The organism is Rhodanobacter soli (assembly GCF_039523495.1).
Classification (GTDB): domain Bacteria; phylum Pseudomonadota; class Gammaproteobacteria; order Xanthomonadales; family Rhodanobacteraceae; genus Rhodanobacter; species Rhodanobacter soli.
The window spans coordinates 2,726,578-2,741,538 of the sequence record NZ_BAAAFK010000001.1; the positions used below are offsets into that span (position 1 = coordinate 2,726,578).

Genomic DNA, 14,961 nt, shown 5'->3' on the forward strand with positions numbered 1-14,961 from the left:
TACGGTAACGGCCGGACCGATATTCACTTGAGTGCCCCGGGCTGCTGGAGCGCCGCCAGCGCCTCGCGCATCTGCGGGCTGTTGGCGATCGCGGTGATCTTGGCCGCGTACGACGGGTCGGTCGCATAGCCACCGCGCACGAGGGCACGCGCAAAGCCGGCGATGTTCTCGCCCTGGCCCAGCACCTGCGCGTAACGCGGGCTGTCGGTCAGCAGGCGGGCGTAGTCGGAAAACGAATCGGACGGTGAGTCGTAGGCGCGGAACTGGTCGCGCCGGCGCACCGCCACACCGTTCTCGTACTCCAGCGTGGGCACGCTGACCTTGTCGCCATCCCAGCTGCTGCCAGCCTTGATGCCGAACAGATTGAAGCTGCTGCTGCCGTCGCCATGGCTGGGCAGGTGCTTGCCCCAGCCGGTTTCCAGCGCCGCCTGCGCCAGCAGAGCGCGTACCGACACGCCGAGTTTCTTCGCGGCCACTTCGGCATGCGGCGCGAGCGCGCGAACGAAGCTCACCGGATCGCCACCCGGCAGCAGCTTCGCCGCCGTGCCGGCCACATCCAGCGCACCCTGCGCGATGCGATCGAGCGTGTCGCGCCACGGTGAGCCGGCGTCGGTCGTGGAGGGCATGGCGATGCCGAAGGCATCGTCCGCCGCACCGGTGCCGCCGGCCGCGTCGCGATTCGCGCCCAATTGCAGCAAGGCGCGGACGTTGGCATTGAGCACGCCGGCGCTGGACGCCGGCAAGCCATGCGCATCGGCAGCCGTTGCCTCGACGGCATCCGGCTTGCCGCCAAGCTGGCGCACCAGCATCTTCGCGATGCCGAGGCCGTTGCGGCCATTGGCCAGGCTCAGCGACAGCTGCTGGTCGAACATGTCGCGGTACGAATTGACCTGCTCGCTGCCGGCGAGGTCGCTGCCCATGCTGGCGTTCGCGTCGCGCATCGACTTCAGCATCATCTGGGTGAAGATCGCTTCGAACTGTTTCGCCACCGCCGGCAGCGCACTCTTGCCGTCGTCGCTGCGTGCCTGCGCGCGCAACTGCTGGAAGCCGGACAGTTCGGTCCAGGTATCGAGGGCGGGCGACGTGCTGTTGATCGGCGTCATGGGCTGGTCACCGGGTCAGATGACGACCAGATCCGCATGCAGCGCGCCGGCCTGCTTCAGCGCCTGCAGGATCGAGATAAGGTCATTCGGCGTGGCGCCGACCTGGTTCACCGCGCGCACGATGGTGTCCAGGCTCACGCCCGGACCGAACTTGAACATGTGCGCGCCTTCTTCGCTGACCTGCACGCTGCTGCTCGGCACGATCGCGGTCTGCCCCTGGCTGAACGGCGCCGGCTGGCTGACCTGCGCCTGCTCGCCGATGGTCACCTGGATCGCGCCGTGCGCCACCGCGGCGGCGCTGACCCGTACGTCCGAACCGATCACCACGGTGCCGGTGCGCGAGTTCACCACGATCCGCGCCGGAGCATCGCCCGGCTGCACGTCGAGGTTCTGGATCGCACCCAGCCACGCCACCTTCTGCGCCGGATCCTGCGGCCCGCGCACAGACACCGAACCGCCGTCGAGCGGCTGCGCGGTGCCGGCGCCGTAAGCCTGGTTGATCGCCGTGGCGATCCGCGTGGCCGTGGTGAAATCGGCGGTGTTGAGGTTGAGCATCAGGTCGCCGCCGCCGGCAAACGACGAGGCCACGACGCGCTCCACCGAGGCGCCGTTGGGGATGCGCCCGCTGGCGGAAATGTTCACCTGCACGCTGGAGCCGCTCTTGCCCTGCGCACTGATGCCGCCGACCACCACGCTGCCCTGCGCCACCGCGTAGACGTTGCCGTCGGCGCCGCGCAACGGCGCCATCAGCAACTGGCCGCCGCGGATGCTCTTGGCGTTGCCGATCGAGGCGACGGTGACGTCGATGGTCTGGCCTGGCTTGGCGAACGGCGGCAGGTCCGCCGTCACCATCACCGCGGCGGCGTTCTTCAGCTGCGGCCGCGCGTTGGCCGGCACGGTGATGCCGAACTGCTGCAGCATGTTCTCCAGGCTCTGCGTGGTGAACGGCGCCTGCGTGGTCTGGTCGCCCGAGCCGTCCAGGCCCACCACCAGGCCGTAGCCGATCAGCTGGTTGCTGCGCACACCCGCCACCTGCACCAGGTCGCGGATCTTGTCGGCGTGGGCCGGGGCGACCGCCAGAACCCCCAAGGCAAGCAGAAACCCTCGTAGGAGCCCGCTTGCGGGCGATGCCTTTGTCTTTGTCGAATCCCGGCCGAAGAGCATCGCCCGCAAGCGGGCTCCTACGGTGAGGCGGAGCGACGTGTTCATCAGAACGGCATCCACTTGGAATTGAAGAAGCGCGAGAGCCAGCCGCGTGTGTTCGCGTCGGCCAGCGTGCCGCGGCCGGTGTAGCTGATCCGCGCGTCGGCGACGCGGGTGGACGGCACCACGTTGTCCTGGCCGATGTCCTGCGGACGCACGATGCCGGAGATGCGCACCAGCTCCTGGCCCTGGTTGATGGTCAGCCACTTTTCGCCGCGTACGACCAGATTGCCGTTGGTCAGGCGCTGCGCCACGGTGACGGTGATCTGCCCGACCAGCTGGTTGCTCTGCGTGCTGGAGCCGGCGCCGTCGAAGCTGCGCTCGCCGTCCAGCCCGATGTTCGCCACCTTGCCGCCGATTGAGAGTCCCTGTCCGAGAATCGTCGGCGAGGCGATGTTGGCCTTGTCGGTCTTGCTGGTGCTGGTGGTGGCCTTCTTGCTGGCTTGGGTGCTCTCCACCAGCGCCACGGTGAGGATGTCGCCGACGCGGTGCGCGCGCGGGTCGGCAAACAGCTCCATGTTCTGCTGGTCGTGGTAGATCGAGCCGTCGGCCTGCGCCGGTGCGATCTGCTGCGCGGGCGGCGGCGTCGGCGCCCATTCGGCATCGTCGTGCGTGCGCGGGCCGCTGGCGCAGCCGGCCAGCAGGGCCAGCGCGCACAGCACGAGGGGAAAACGGCAACGGTCCAGCATCACGGTGTGCCTCAGGTCTTGTTGGTGAGGAACTGCAGCATCGAGTCGGCGGCGGACACTGCCTTGGAGTTCATCTCGTAGGTGCGCTGGGTCTCGATCATGTTGACCATCTGCTCCACCACGTTGACGTTGGAGCTTTCCAGCGCGCCCTGCGCCAGCGTGCCCAGGCCGTTCAGGCCCGGCTGGCCGATCTGCGGCGAACCGCTGGAGGCGGTTTCCAGGTAGAGGTTGTCGCCGTTCGGCTGCAGGCCGGCGGGGTTGATGAAGTCCGCCAGCTGCACGGTGCCGATCTGCTGCGTCGCGGCCTGGCCCGGCACGCTCACGCTGATGGTGCCGTCACTGCCGATGGTGATGCTTTGCGCATTCGCCGGAATGCTCACCGCGGGGTCCACCGCGTAACCGTTGGCGGTGACGAGCTGGCCGTTCTGATCCATGTGCAGTGAGCCGTCGCGGGTATAGGCGATGCTGCCGTCGGGCATCGTCACCTGCAGGAAGCCGCGGCCCTGGATCGCCACGTCCAGCGAGTTGCCGGTCTGCTCGATGTTGCCCTGGGTGAACAGCTTTTCGCTGCCGACCACGCGCACGCCGGTGCCCAGCATCAGGCCGGCCGGCGCCTGGGTCTGCTCGGTAGTCTGGCCGCCGGGCTGGCGCAGGTTCTGGTAGACCAGATCCTGGAACGAGGCACGCGCGCTCTTGTAGCCGGTGGTGTTCGCGTTGGCGAGGTTGTTCGAGATCACGTCCATGCGCGTCTGCTGCGCATCGAGGCCGGTCTTGGCTACCCACAAGGATGAAAACATGTCGATGGACTCCGTCTGGACGTCTGGATGTCTTTATGAAAGAGGGTGTTGATCAGGTCATCTGCAGCAGGCGCGAAGCCGACTGCGCGTTTTCGTCGGCGCTGTGGATGGCGCGGATCTGCAATTCGTACTGGCGCGAGAGCTGGATCATCTGCACCAGCGTCTGCGACGGGTTGACGTTGCTGGACTCGAGCACGCCGGACTTCAGGGTGACCGCCGGGTCCGTGTCCACCGTGCCGCCAGCGTTCAGGTGCATCAGCCCGTCGCTGCCCAGCGCGAGCTGGTCGGTTGCCGGGTTGACCAGCTTGATGCGGCCGACCGCGGCAATGGTCTCCGGGCCCTGCCCCATCGGCACCACCGACACGGTGCCGTCGGCGCCGATGTTCATCTGCGCGCTCTGCGGCACGCTGATCGGGCCACCGTCGCCAAGCACCAGGTTGCCGCGGGCGTCGGTGAGCAGGCCATCGGGGGTCAGCCGCAGCTCGCCGGCACGGGTATAGCCTTCGCTGCCGTCGGCACCCTGCACCGCGATCCAGCCTGGCCCCTGCACCGCGACATCCAGCTGGCGGCCGGTCTCGATCTGGCCGCCCTCGCGCATGTCCACGCCCAGGCCCTGCGCCACGCCGTTGATCCGCGTGGGCATGCCCGGGCCCTGCACCGCCAGCGGCTGGAAGGCCGACAGCTGCGCCTTGAAACCGACCGTGTCGGCGTTGGCCAGGTTGTGTGCCACCTCCGACTGCTCGCGCATCATCTGCGTGGCGCCGGTCATGGCTACGTAAAGCGAACGATCCATGGAAAGCCTCGATGCGGTTCATCCCGGCTCGCCGGGATCGCGTGTTGCGTCAATTGCGGATGTTGATGATGGTCTGGGTCAGCTGGTTGTCGGTGGAGATCACCTGCGCATTCGCCTGGTAGTTGCGCTGCGCCTTGATCATGTTGACCAGCTGCGCGGTGAGGTCCGCCGTGTTGGAGGCCTCAAGCGCACCGGCTTGCACGCTGCCGTAAGTGCCGTTGCCGGCGGCGCCCATGACCGGCGTGCCGGAATCGAAGGAAGCGGCCCAGTTGGTGTTGTCCAGCTGGCGCAGGCCCTGCTCGTTGGAAAACTGCGCCATCGCCAGCTGGCCCAGCGAGGTGGTCTGGCCATTGGAATACTTCGCCTGCACCACGCCCTCGCGCGACACGTCGATGCTGGAAAGGATGCCGGTCGGATAGCCGTCCGTATTGATCGCACTGGCGGCGTAGGTGTTGCCGAACTGGGTTGCCTTGCTCATGTCCAGAGTCAGCTGCATGGGGTTGGAGCCCGGGCTGACCGTCACGGCCGGAAAGGCCAGCTTGCCGTTGGCGGGCGCAACCAGCGCACCGCTGCTGTTGAACGTGACTGACTGCGAGGGTCCGGTCGAGACCCCGTCGACGTACAGGTTCGCGTTCCACACGTTGGCGGCCGGATCCTTGACGAAATACACGGTGCCGCCGTGGGTGGCGCCGAGCGAATCGTAGGCAGTGAACGGCGTGGCCTGGTTGTAGCTGGTCGGATCGTTGAGCGGGTCGAACGGCGTGGCAGGTGCCACGGCATCGGAGGGCAGGTTCAGCGACATCTGCACGGCGCTGGTGGCCTTGGCGGCGTTCTGCGAGGTGAGCAGCTGCAGATCGGTCAGCGTGCTGTTGTCGAACGTGCCGTTGGACAGCGCCGGGAACACCTGCAGCCGCTGGCCGTTGGCGTTCGTCACGAAGCCGGCCTGGTCCTTCTGAAAGGCACCGGCGCGCGTATAGGAATAGCCCTTGCCGTCGTGCAAGGTGAAAAAGCCGTCGCCGCTGATGGCGAAATCCAGGCTGTTGTTGGTCGTCTCGACGCTGCCGGCGGTGAATTGCTGCGCCACGTTGGTCAGTCGCACGCCGCTGCCGGTCTGGCTGGAGCTGAGGTTGGGACCGGCGGCGCTGAACAGTTCGGCGAACTGGGCGCGCGCGCCCTTGAAGCCGGTGGTGGCGGTGTTGGCGATGTTGTTGGCGGTGACCTCGAGATCCTTCGAGGCCGCGTTGAGACCGCTCAATGCAATGTTGAAAGGCATCGGAGTAATTCCTCTATGTGAAGCCCCGTGGGGCCGTCAGTTGATTTGTGCGACCTGGCTCAGCAGGGCCCCGCCAAAACCGTCCACATCCAGATAGGCGCCGTCGCTGCCTGTCATGCCCACGCCGTTGACCTTGCCGCTGACATAGGTGGCCACGGCGGTGGTGCCCGCCTGCGCCTTCAGTCCGTAGGTTCCCGTCGGCAGCGCCGTGCCGTCGTCGCCCCTGCCATCCCAGTGGAATGCCACCAGTCCCGACGTGGGCGTGCCCAGGTTCAGCGTGCGCAACACGTTGCCGTCGGCGTCGGTGACCTGCACCAGCACCGTGCCGCCGTCGGCGGGTACGTTGACCGCGCCGTCCAGGCCACCGGCCTGAAGGTGGCCCGCCGCCGAGGGCACGGTGACGTTGCGCCCGACCATGCTGCTGGCCTGCAGCAGCTGATTGCCCTGCAGCGATTGGCTCAGGCTGTCGAACGAGGTCTGCAGCGACTGCGTGGCCGAGACCTGGCTGATCTGCGCCAACTGGCTGAGCATCTGCGACGAATCCATCGGCTTGGTCGGATCCTGGTTGCGCATCTGCTGCGTCAGCAGGCTCAGGAAGTCGGCCTGGCTCAGGGTCTTGTCCTTGCCCGCGCTGGCTGCCTTGGCAGCACTCGAACCGATGCCTGCGATACCCATGTCGCTCATGCCGCGCTCCTCGTCTGCCGGGGTTTCATTCGCATGCGCCTCACTGGTGCGTGCCTCACTTGCCGAGATCCAGCGTCTTCTGCATCAGCTGGCGCGTCGAATTCATCACCTCGACGTTGTTCTGGTACGAACGCGAGGCGGAGATCATGTTGACCAGCTCGTCGACCGGGTTGACGTTGCTGCTGTAGACGTAGCCGTCGGCGTCGGCCAACGGGTTGCCGGGTTCGTAGCGGCTCGGTATCGCCGCCTGGCTCTCGGTGACGCCGAGCACCTGCACGCCTTCGCCCGGGGCATCGCCGTTGCCGGCCAGCGAATTTTTCACCGCGGCAAACAGCGGCTCGCGCGCACGGTAGGCGGCCTCGGGCGTGCTGGCCACGCTGTCGGCATTGGCCAGGTTGCTGGCGACGGTGTTCAGGCGCAGCGACTGCGCCGCCATGCCGGAACCGGCCACGTTGAAAATCGAGAAGAGCGACATCAGCCCTGACCTCCGCTGATGGCGGTGCGCAGCATGCGGATCTGCGCGGTGATGAAGGACAGGCTGGCCTGGTAGTGCACGCCGTTGGCGGCAAAGGCGGCTTGCTCGGCCTGCGCATCGACGGTGTTGCCGTCCATGCTCGGCTGGGTCGGCACGCGGTACGCCAGCCCGTCCACCGTCTGTCCGGCGGCGCCGATCTGGCCGGCAACGGTCGTCTGTAGAGGCAGGTTGTCAGCACCACCACTGGCGTCCGCCAGCACCTTGCGAAAATCGACGTCGCGGGCCAGATAGCCCGGGGTGTCGGCATTGGCGAGGTTGTTGGCCAGCACTTCGGTACGGCGCTGCCACAGGTCCAGTGCCCGGGTATGAATGCCGAAAAGGTTGTCAGGGGTCAGACTCATCGCTTCGCTCCACGTGCAATTGCCGCACGGAGCTGGAGGCAAATTGCATGCCACCATGGGAAAAGCGTTGCTGCTGCTGGGCTGCCGCGGCCGCCGCCGGCTCGCCGCGGGCACCGGACCCGGGCAAAGACGGATTGTTGACGCTACCCGTAGCGGGCGGCGACGGACGTCAGTCCGCCGGCGTTTCCACCGGTTCCGGCAACAGTTCCAGCACCGCCTGCGCCAGCAGGTCCGGCTGGAACTTGGCGACGAAGCCGTCGGCCTTGACCTCCTTCACCATCGCCTCGTTGAAGATGCCGCTGAGCGAACTGTGCAGCACGACCTTGAGCTGGCGCAGGCTGGGCGCCTCGCGGATCGCGCGGGTCAGCGCATAGCCGTCCAGCCGCGGCATCTCGATGTCCGAGACCACCAGCCTGATCCCGTCGGCCGGATCGCCCGCGGCAAGTTCCAGCAGGCGGTCGAGCGCCTCGCGGCCATCCGTCGCCACCACGCATTCGATATTCATCTGTTTGAACAGGTTGACCAAGCGGCGACGGACAATCAGCGAATCGTCGACCAGCATCACCCGTCGCGGAGCCAGCGAACGGGCGCCGGCCACACGCTGCATCTGCACGGACAACTCGGCCGGCGCCGCATCGATGCTGGCCAGCACATGCTCCACGTCGACGACCGCCATCAGCGCGCCGTCGATCCGGGTCACCGCATTGACCCGCGCGCCGAAGCCCAGGTTGCTGGGCGGCGCCACCAGCGTTTCACCCGCGCAATGCACCATGCGCTGCAGGTCCGCCACCAGGAAGCCCTGCACCGAACGACTGAACTCGGTCACCATCAGGTGCGCCGACTCCACATCGCGCAGCGGCGCGTAGCCCAGTGCGGCGGCCAGGTCGATCACCGGAATGGTCTGCCCGCGATAGTCGCAGCTGCCGGCCAGCAACGCGTGCACGCCCGGCATGCGCTCCAGCGGCGGGCGGCGCAGCACCTCGCGCACCTTGAACACGTTGATGCCGAACAACTGCTCGTCGCCCAGCCGGAACAGCAGCATCGCCACGCGGTTGTGCCCGGCCAGCCGGGTGTGCTGCTCCACTTTTTCCAGCAACGTGCCGCCCATGCAGACTCCTCGAGTGCGTTGCCGCCGTGACGGCTGTACGCGATGGCTATCGGCCGGAACACGGCGCGCTTGAGCGACCATTGCCGCGCAGTCTCCATGGCATGCGACTTGCTTCCTCAAGTTTCGAAGGTTTTTGTCGATGCAGCGGTTGCACTCCCGCGCCATACACAAGGTGATGTCCGCCCCATGAGCTTGATCTGGAACCAGCACCTCACTGCCCTGGTGGAGGCCGCTGCCGCAGGCGACGATGCCCAGGTCGCCGCGCTGCGGCGCAGGTACCCGCGCGCAGCGCAGGCGCTGGCGCCGCTGCTTGCCCGCGTCGCCGCCCACCCGCCCGCCTCCGTGGCACTGCAGACCGTGGAACAGCAGAGCCTGGTGCTCGGTGCGGTACAGCAGCTCTCGCGCGAGCAGACGGCGCTGGAGAAGGCCGCCAGCGAAGGCCGCGGCAGCGTCGATCGTTTGACGGATGGCAGCGCCGGTATCTCGACGGCGCTGCAGCAGATCGGCGCCGACCTGGACCAGGCCAGCCAGGCCGGACAGGCCGGCGAACACAGCGTCAGCGAGCTCGACGGCCAGTTGCGGCTGCTGCGCAGCGCGCTGTCGGCCATGAACCGCAACCAGAGCAAGCTGGCCGAGCAGGTCGCGCAGATCCGCAAGCTGACCGGCGTGGTGCAGGAGATCGCGCACCAGACCAACCTGGTGGCGTTGAACGCGGCGATCGAGGCCGCGCGTGCCGGCGAAGCGGGCCGCGGCTTTGCCGTGGTTGCCGACGAAGTCAAGCAACTGGCGGAAAAGACCACGCTCACCACCACTGAAATCGAGGCTGTCACCGGTTCGATCGGCGACTTTTCGCTGCAATTGGACGGCGACGTGCAACACGGCCTGCAGCAACTCGAGCGGGCGCAGGCCGGCGTCGGCCAGTCCGGCGTCACCCTGCGCGAGGGCAGCGAAGTGCTGCGCGCGGCGAGCGGACGCATCCACAAGCTGCAGCAGAACCACGACGTGCAACATGCGCGCGCCACCGCAGCCCAGGCCGCGCTCGGCGCCCTGCAGCGCCGCGGCAACGAGGCGCGCCGCCAGTCCGACTCACTGCACCGTGCCGCCTTGCTGGCGCACCGGTTGGGGCTGGACTGGCTGGAAGGCGAAAGCGGCAGCGACCCGGCCAGCCTCAGCCTGACCCTGCGCGAGGCGGCGCTCAACCTGCGTCAGGCGATGGAACTGGCGCTGCTGGAACCGGGTGCGCTGGACCGGCGCTGGTTCGATACCCATACGATCAACCGCAGCATCGACCGGCTGGGCGCCCTGTACCAAGGCCATCCCGCCAGCGCCGGCCTGAACGACAGCGGCTCCCGCCTGTGCGAACAGGGCAGCCGCTTTGTCACGCTGCTGTGCGATGGCCAGCTCGAACAGGCCACCGAGCTGTCGCAGCAGATGGAGTCCGGGCGCGAGGCCCTGCTGGGGCAACTCGGCGCCCTGCTGGCGGACGCATGAAGGAACGCTGCAGCATCGCCACCGGGTTGCTGACCGCCATGCTGTGGCTCGGCGCGCCATGGTCCGGAAGCGCCCACGCTGACAGCGCAACGGCCACGACGCAATCGCTCGACAGCGTGCGTACCGCGGCCGAACAGGCCGTGCGCGAGCACTATGCGCTGCCGGGCAGCCGCGTCGTGGTCAGTTCCGCGCCGCTCGACCTGCGCCTGCACTTGGTCGCCTGTCGTGAGCCGCTGCGTGCCGCGATCCCCCAGTCCGCAACGGCCTCCTCCCGCATGACGGTCCAGGTGCAGTGCCCACAAGCCGGCGGCTGGACCGTGCGGGTGCCGCTGAAGCTGCAGCTGTTCCGCAGCGTGCTGGTGGCCAGCCGGGCGCTGCAGCGTGGCGACGGTCTGAGCGCCGCGGATGTGCGCGCCGAAGAGCAGGACGTCACCCGGCTCGGCTACGGCTATATGGAGAATCTCGCCCAGGTGGCCGGCCGTACGCTGACCCGCTCGCTCGCCAGCGGCAGCGTGCTTTCGCCCGGCGCCCTGGGCGGCCGGCGCATGGTGCGCGCCGGCGACCGCGTGGAAATGGTCGCCAGGCTCGACGGCATCGAAGTGCGCGCGGCCGGCGTGGCGATGGGCAGTGGCGACAACGGCGCCCGATTGCGGGTGCGCAATGAAAGCTCGGGCAAGGTGGTCGATGCGATGGTCAGCGCCCCCGGCATGGTGGTCGCGCTGCCATGAGCCCACAAATCGACGCCACTACTTTCGCCAATCGCCGCTAAAGTTTCCGCGAAACCGGCCGATCTGACAGATACAGGGCCACACCCCAGCGAGAACGGACCCATGAATACAACCATTCCCAACAACAGCTTGCCGAAATTCACGCAGGCCACCGGCAGTTCGGGCAACGGCAATGGCACGGCCACGACCGCCGCCAGTCCGGCAGATTCCGCCGCCACCGCGCCCAAGACCGACGACCAGCTCAAGCTGACCGACTCGGCCCTTGCGCTGCAGGAAGCCGCCCGCACCGGCGACACTTCCGCGATTGATTCGCAGCGGGTGGAGCAGCTGCGCCAGGCAGTCGCCGACGGCAGCTACAAGGTCGATGCCGGCCGCATCGCCGATCGCATGCTCGCACTGGAGCAGCAGCTCGGCGGTACAGGCAAGGCATGAGCCGGCCACTGCAGCACGAACTGAACGATGCGCTCGCCGCCGTGCTGGGCGACATGCAGCAAGCGGTCGATCAGCTCGCCCAAGTGCTTGAGGCCGAACGCGCGGCACTGGACACGCGCGACAGCGACGCACTGGATCAGGCCGGCACGCGCAAGCAGGCGATCATGCTGCAACTGGAATCACTCGACGCCGAACGCCAGCAGCTGGCGGGCGAACAGCCGGCCGTAGCGGCTGCGTCGACGTCGGTCTGGAGCAAGGTCGTGCAGAAGCTGCAGTATTGCCACCTGCTCAACCAGCGCAATGGCAGCGTGGTCAGCCAGCGGCTGAGCCAGACGCGCCGGGCGCTGGCGGTGTTGACGGGGCATGCCGGCGAAAGCGAGCTGTACGGCCGCTCTGGCGAGTTGCATGCCAGCTTGCGCTCACAGGTCCTGGCTGCGGTATGACATCGAAATGAGAGACGGCACCGCCACCTGCCCGCGCAGACGATCTTCCCACTGACCGCGAAGCAGCCGCCCCCTGGCATGCCTCCGCGTTAACCGCGACGACTGATCATGAGCAACCTCAACGCCTCTACCGCTGCCGCTCCCTCCACCGGCGCACCTAGTCACGATGGCATGCCGACGTCGGTCCCGCTGCCGGTATTGCGCGTACCGATGCTCGACCGCGAGCGCCAGCTGTTCGCCTACGAGATCGTGTTCCATCGCGAAGCCGGTGACGAACAGACCCTGCTGCAGTGTGTGCTGTCGACCATCACGGACGGCGCGCTGACCCGGCTGGTGCGCGGCAATCGCGCGTTCCTGAACATGCCGGCCGAACTGTTGCCGGAAGATTCCGACGTGTTGCTGCACCAGCCGCGGCTTGGCGTGGTGCTGCAGCCGCACGTGGCCACCGACGCGCCGCTGATGAAGCGTCTGCAGCAGATGGCGCAGCGCGGTTGCCAATTCATGCTCGACGCGACCGGCGCCGATCTGGAAAGCAGCCTGCCGCTTGAAATGCTGCTGCAAATGGTGCAACTGGTCCGTCTGGATGCCAGTCGCCTGACACCGGAGCGGCTGAAAGAACATGCCGAGCACCTGCACCTGCGCGGGATCCAGGTGATTGCCGGCCAGGTCAACGACCACCCGACCTACGAACGCTGCATGGAACTGCCGCTCGAGGCGATCCAGGGACGCTACCTGCTGATCCCGCAACCGGTTGCGGTGCCCGTGCTTACCGCCAACCGGTTGAGCATGCTGCGCCTGATGCGTGTCCTGCAGGAGAGCAATCCCGGGCCGGTGGAATTGGGCAACATCATCCGCGACGACGCGGTACTCAGCTACAAGTTGCTCAGCTGCGTCAACTCGGCCTACTTCGCCCTGCCACGGCAACTGAAGTCGGTGCAGCAGGCCGCGATCTTCTTTGGCGTCACGCGCATGCGCAACTGGATCGACACCATGTCCATGTGCGGCATGGACGATCGCCCGCCGGAGCTTCTGCGCGCCGCGCTGATCCGTGCCCACATGTGCGAGAAGCTGGCCAGCGGCATGCCCAACGGCCATCCGGAGATGGCCTTTACCGTGGGCCTGTTCTCGTTGCTCGACACCTTGATGTGCGCACCGATGGAATTCCTGCTGACCCATCTGCGCCTGGTGCCGGAAATCAGCGACGCGCTGACGGGCCGCGGCGGCCCGTTTGCGCCATTGCTGAAACAGATCCTCGCCTGGGAAGCCGGCGAACTGACCAGCGAACACGCCATGCCGCAGCGCATCCAGCGGATGGCCACGATCTACCTGGGGGCCACGCAATGGGCCGATCAGGTCTTCGCCTCTGCCAGTGGAAAGCCGGCTACGGCGTAAAAGGAAGTGTGAAGCCGGACTGCCGGTCGGTCGCTCAGCGTGCGCGGCGCAGCCGCCATCCGGTGAGCAACAAGCTGAGTACCGTCAACGCCAGCCAGCCGCACATGGTCCGCGTATCGTCGCCAAGCCACAGCACGCTGGCCACGATGCCCACGGCCAGCGCGCCCAGTCCAAGGGCCAGCAACGGATCGCGCCGGTCGCGCTGGGCCGAGAGCAGCAGGAACGCACCCAGCGACGCCAGCAGCACGGCTAGGATCCGCCAGCTCAACACGAACTCGGGCGGGACCGGCAGGTCCGGAAAGAGGTCCAGCACCGGCACGTCGCCGACCTGCACGACGAAACCCTTGCCGTCGGCGGCATCGGAGGCGGCCACCAGCCGGTCGCCGTCGATACGTCCGACAATGGTCAGCTCCTGCAGGGGCACTTCGTTCCAGATCACCCGCACGTCGCCCAGCCTTGGATCACCCGGCTGCGCGCTGGTCACCAGGTAATCCTGGTAACGGCTGAAACTCGCCGCGAGGTTTTCCGGCAAGGCGACTGGATCCGGCGTGATCCGCTGCGTACCCGGTATCGCGTGCAGCAGCACGGGCCCCAGCTTGAACCCGCCGATCTGCACCAGGCCGGCGTCGAACTGCTTGCCACTGATCGGGAAGCTGAGCGGGTTCGCGTGCCCCTTCGGGTCCTCGAAGTGACTGGCATCGAGCAGGTGGTCGACCCAGTCCAGTTCGTAATGCACGCTGCTGCCGAAACGCACCTCGCGCCACTGGAACATCTCCACGTGACGCACCAGCACCGGGGTATTCGCCCGCAAATTGAAATCCGGGTCGTGCGGCGCCTCCACCACGGTCGGCGTGCCGAGCACGCGCACCATGGCGCCGTGCTGGCCGGCACCCGGCTGCGCATTCGCCCCCAGGTCGACCACCTCGCCACCATGCAGGCTGGCGACCGCCCGGTAGTTCAGCAGACTGCGGGCGGTCACCGCCGCAAGGCCGATCCCGGCCAGTATCAGCAGGGCGCCGATGATATTCAGCACCAGCCCATGCACGGACACTCCCTTGCGCAAGTCCATCAAGCCGCCTCAGCCTGGTGATACGGCGGAACACCGCGCAGGACACGCTGCTCGTCGGCAGTGCCGAAACGGCCACGTTCGTCGCGCGTCACCCGCGCCAGTGCGCAATCGTGATCGTGGGTGAAGAACAACCGCACGTCGCGCGCCAGCTTGTCTTCCAGGAACACGCGCTTCTCGTCGATGAGTTTTTCCGGCCAGCAGTCGTAGCCCATGGTAATCGGCAGGTGCACCCAGAAGCGGCCCGGGATCAGGTCGGCGCAGAACACCACGCCGCCGACTTCGGCCAGCATCAGGCCCGGTGTATGGCCGTCCGAAAAGAAGAAGCGCACCGACTCGCCCAGGGTCCGCGAATATTCGCCGTCGACCAACTCCAGCCGACCGCTGGCTTCCAGCAACGGCTGCAGCTCCGGCACGAACGACGCACGGTCGCGCGGATGCGGCTTCAGCGCACGACGCCAATGCTCCGCGCCCACCACGAAATGCGCGTTCGGGAACAGCAGTCGCGGCGGCTGGCCTTCTTCCCACGCCGCCAGCAGGCCGCCGGCATGGTCGAAGTGCAGATGCGACAGCACCACCACGTCGATGTCTTCATGCGACAGGCCGACCTCGGCCAGCGAATCCAGCAGCACATGCCGCGACTCGACCACGCCATAACGCTCGCGCAGCGCCGGCTCGAAGAACGCGCCGATGCCGGTCTCGAACAGCACGTTGCGCCCGTCCAGATCCTTCACCAGCAGGCAACGGCAGGCCAGCGGAATCCGGTTCTCCGCATCCGGCTCGATCCAGCGCGACCACAGCGCCTTCGGCGCATTGCCGAACATGGCGCCACCATCCAGTTGCTGCGAGTTGCCGAGTAGCGAGAACAGTTCCATGGCGTGGC

At 67.3% G+C, this 14,961-nt stretch carries 17 protein-coding genes; 5 read left to right on the forward strand and 12 right to left on the reverse strand.

Annotation, left to right across the window (positions count from 1 at the left end; genetic code table 11):
• Positions 1-23 precede the first annotated feature (23 nt).
• The 10 genes from flgJ to ABD024_RS12550 form a co-directional block, all read right to left on the reverse strand.
• Entirely contained in the window at positions 24-1,103 is a 1,080-nt protein-coding gene (gene flgJ, locus ABD024_RS12505; RefSeq protein WP_343853142.1) for a flagellar assembly peptidoglycan hydrolase FlgJ, read from the reverse strand.
• Between the two features lie 15 nt (positions 1,104-1,118).
• The gene (locus ABD024_RS12510; RefSeq protein WP_343853144.1) at positions 1,119-2,192 is read right to left on the reverse strand and encodes a flagellar basal body P-ring protein FlgI; all 1,074 of its coding nucleotides are present in this window, start codon (positions 2,190-2,192) and stop codon (positions 1,119-1,121) included.
• 119 nt (positions 2,193-2,311) lie between these two features.
• Positions 2,312-2,995 carry a flagellar basal body L-ring protein FlgH gene (gene flgH / locus ABD024_RS12515; protein WP_343853146.1) on the reverse strand — a complete coding sequence of 228 codons (684 nt, stop codon included), beginning with the start codon at positions 2,993-2,995 and terminating at the stop codon, positions 2,312-2,314.
• Positions 2,996-3,006: 11 nt separating this feature from the next.
• Positions 3,007-3,792, reverse strand: a complete 786-nt coding sequence (gene flgG, locus ABD024_RS12520) for a flagellar basal-body rod protein FlgG (RefSeq protein WP_343853148.1) — start codon at positions 3,790-3,792, stop codon at positions 3,007-3,009.
• A 52-nt stretch (positions 3,793-3,844) separates the two neighbouring features.
• Positions 3,845-4,585 carry a flagellar basal-body rod protein FlgF gene (flgF, locus tag ABD024_RS12525; protein WP_343853150.1) on the reverse strand — a complete coding sequence of 247 codons (741 nt, stop codon included), beginning with the start codon at positions 4,583-4,585 and terminating at the stop codon, positions 3,845-3,847.
• A gap of 49 nt (positions 4,586-4,634) precedes the next feature.
• A complete protein-coding gene (gene flgE / locus ABD024_RS12530) occupies positions 4,635-5,858 on the reverse strand; it encodes a flagellar hook protein FlgE (RefSeq protein ID WP_343853152.1) in 1,224 nt (407 codons plus the stop codon).
• Between the two features lie 36 nt (positions 5,859-5,894).
• Positions 5,895-6,542: a flagellar hook assembly protein FlgD gene (locus ABD024_RS12535; protein ID WP_343853154.1), complete on the reverse strand. Its 648-nt coding sequence runs from the start codon at positions 6,540-6,542 to the stop codon at positions 5,895-5,897.
• Between the two features lie 55 nt (positions 6,543-6,597).
• Complete coding sequence (flgC, locus tag ABD024_RS12540) at positions 6,598-7,017, reverse strand: flagellar basal body rod protein FlgC (protein WP_343853156.1); 420 nt, start codon at positions 7,015-7,017, stop codon at positions 6,598-6,600.
• Positions 7,017-7,418 (reverse strand): flagellar basal body rod protein FlgB, encoded by a 402-nt coding sequence (gene flgB / locus ABD024_RS12545; RefSeq protein ID WP_343853158.1) that lies wholly within the window; start codon positions 7,416-7,418, stop codon positions 7,017-7,019. Before flgB ends, flgC begins: the two co-directional genes overlap by 1 nt.
• A gap of 169 nt (positions 7,419-7,587) precedes the next feature.
• Positions 7,588-8,526 (reverse strand): chemotaxis protein, encoded by a 939-nt coding sequence (locus ABD024_RS12550; RefSeq protein ID WP_343853160.1) that lies wholly within the window; start codon positions 8,524-8,526, stop codon positions 7,588-7,590.
• Positions 8,527-8,712: 186 nt separating this feature from the next.
• Between ABD024_RS12550 and ABD024_RS12555 the strand changes: the two genes are divergently transcribed.
• The 5 genes from ABD024_RS12555 (at position 8,713) to ABD024_RS12575 (ending at position 13,012) form a co-directional block, all read left to right on the forward strand.
• On the forward strand, positions 8,713-10,017 hold the full coding sequence (locus ABD024_RS12555; protein ID WP_343853162.1) for a methyl-accepting chemotaxis protein: 1,305 nt from the start codon (positions 8,713-8,715) through the stop codon (positions 10,015-10,017).
• Positions 10,014-10,745, forward strand: coding sequence for a flagellar basal body P-ring formation chaperone FlgA (flgA, locus tag ABD024_RS12560; protein ID WP_343853164.1), 732 nt, complete (start codon positions 10,014-10,016; stop codon positions 10,743-10,745). The genes ABD024_RS12555 and flgA overlap by 4 nt, the downstream gene beginning before the upstream one ends.
• Positions 10,746-10,847: 102 nt before the next feature.
• Complete coding sequence (gene flgM / locus ABD024_RS12565) at positions 10,848-11,177, forward strand: flagellar biosynthesis anti-sigma factor FlgM (RefSeq protein WP_343853166.1); 330 nt, start codon at positions 10,848-10,850, stop codon at positions 11,175-11,177.
• Entirely contained in the window at positions 11,174-11,620 is a 447-nt protein-coding gene (locus ABD024_RS12570; protein WP_343853168.1) for a flagella synthesis protein FlgN, read from the forward strand. Before flgM ends, ABD024_RS12570 begins: the two co-directional genes overlap by 4 nt.
• A gap of 108 nt (positions 11,621-11,728) precedes the next feature.
• Positions 11,729-13,012: an EAL and HDOD domain-containing protein gene (locus tag ABD024_RS12575; RefSeq protein WP_343853170.1), complete on the forward strand. Its 1,284-nt coding sequence runs from the start codon at positions 11,729-11,731 to the stop codon at positions 13,010-13,012.
• 34 nt (positions 13,013-13,046) lie between these two features.
• Here ABD024_RS12575 and ABD024_RS12580 read toward each other — a convergent pair whose 3' ends face one another.
• Both ABD024_RS12580 and ABD024_RS12585 read right to left on the reverse strand, forming a co-directional pair.
• Positions 13,047-14,081: a TMEM43 family protein gene (locus ABD024_RS12580; protein ID WP_343853172.1), complete on the reverse strand. Its 1,035-nt coding sequence runs from the start codon at positions 14,079-14,081 to the stop codon at positions 13,047-13,049.
• Positions 14,081-14,953 carry an MBL fold metallo-hydrolase gene (locus ABD024_RS12585; RefSeq protein ID WP_343853174.1) on the reverse strand — a complete coding sequence of 291 codons (873 nt, stop codon included), beginning with the start codon at positions 14,951-14,953 and terminating at the stop codon, positions 14,081-14,083. The genes ABD024_RS12580 and ABD024_RS12585 overlap by 1 nt, the downstream gene beginning before the upstream one ends.
• Positions 14,954-14,961: the final 8 nt, after the last annotated feature.